This window comes from Streptomyces beijiangensis (assembly GCF_017315755.1).
GTDB lineage: Bacteria > Actinomycetota > Actinomycetes > Streptomycetales > Streptomycetaceae > Streptomyces > Streptomyces beijiangensis.
The window spans coordinates 1-558 of the sequence record NZ_JAFLRJ010000422.1; the positions used below are offsets into that span (position 1 = coordinate 1).

The window sequence follows — 558 nt, forward strand, 5'->3', positions numbered from 1 at the left end:
GGCACGTTGGGGGGCGTCATGACCGACGCGAAGGACGGCGGACGGCGAGGCACGGCCCGGCTGGTGTGCGGGCGGCGCACCAAGTGGCTGGTGCTCGGGGTATGGCTGGTGGTGATCTTCGCGGCGTTCCCGCTCGCGTCCAAGCTGACCGGCGCCCAGAACAACGACGCCAACACCTGGCTGCCCGGCAGTGCGGAGTCCACGCAGGTGCTCACGGCCTCCGACGACTACAGGCCCCAGTCGATCCCCGCGGTCGTGGTCTACGCACGCGCTGACGGACTCACCGCGGCCGACCGCACCCGCATCGGCGAGGACGCGGCAGCCATCAGGAAGCTGACCGACCACGGCATCCTGGGCGGCGACGTCCAGGGGCCCTCCTTCAACGCCGGGGGCAGCGCCGCGCAGCTCTTCGTACCGGTCTCCATGGGGGACAAGGGCTGGGAGCGGATCGCCCCGGCCGTCGACTCGATACGCGACGTGACCGGAGCCTCCACGGGTGGGCTCGCGGTGCACATCACCGGGCCCGGCGGTATCTCGGCCGACTTCTCCGACGCCTTC

At 71.7% G+C, this 558-nt stretch carries 1 pseudogene; it reads left to right on the forward strand.

The window, feature by feature from the left end:
* Window positions 1–18: 18 nt before the first annotated feature.
* Window positions 19–558: pseudogene (locus J0695_RS33425) on the forward strand (hypothetical protein); the annotation flags it as partial.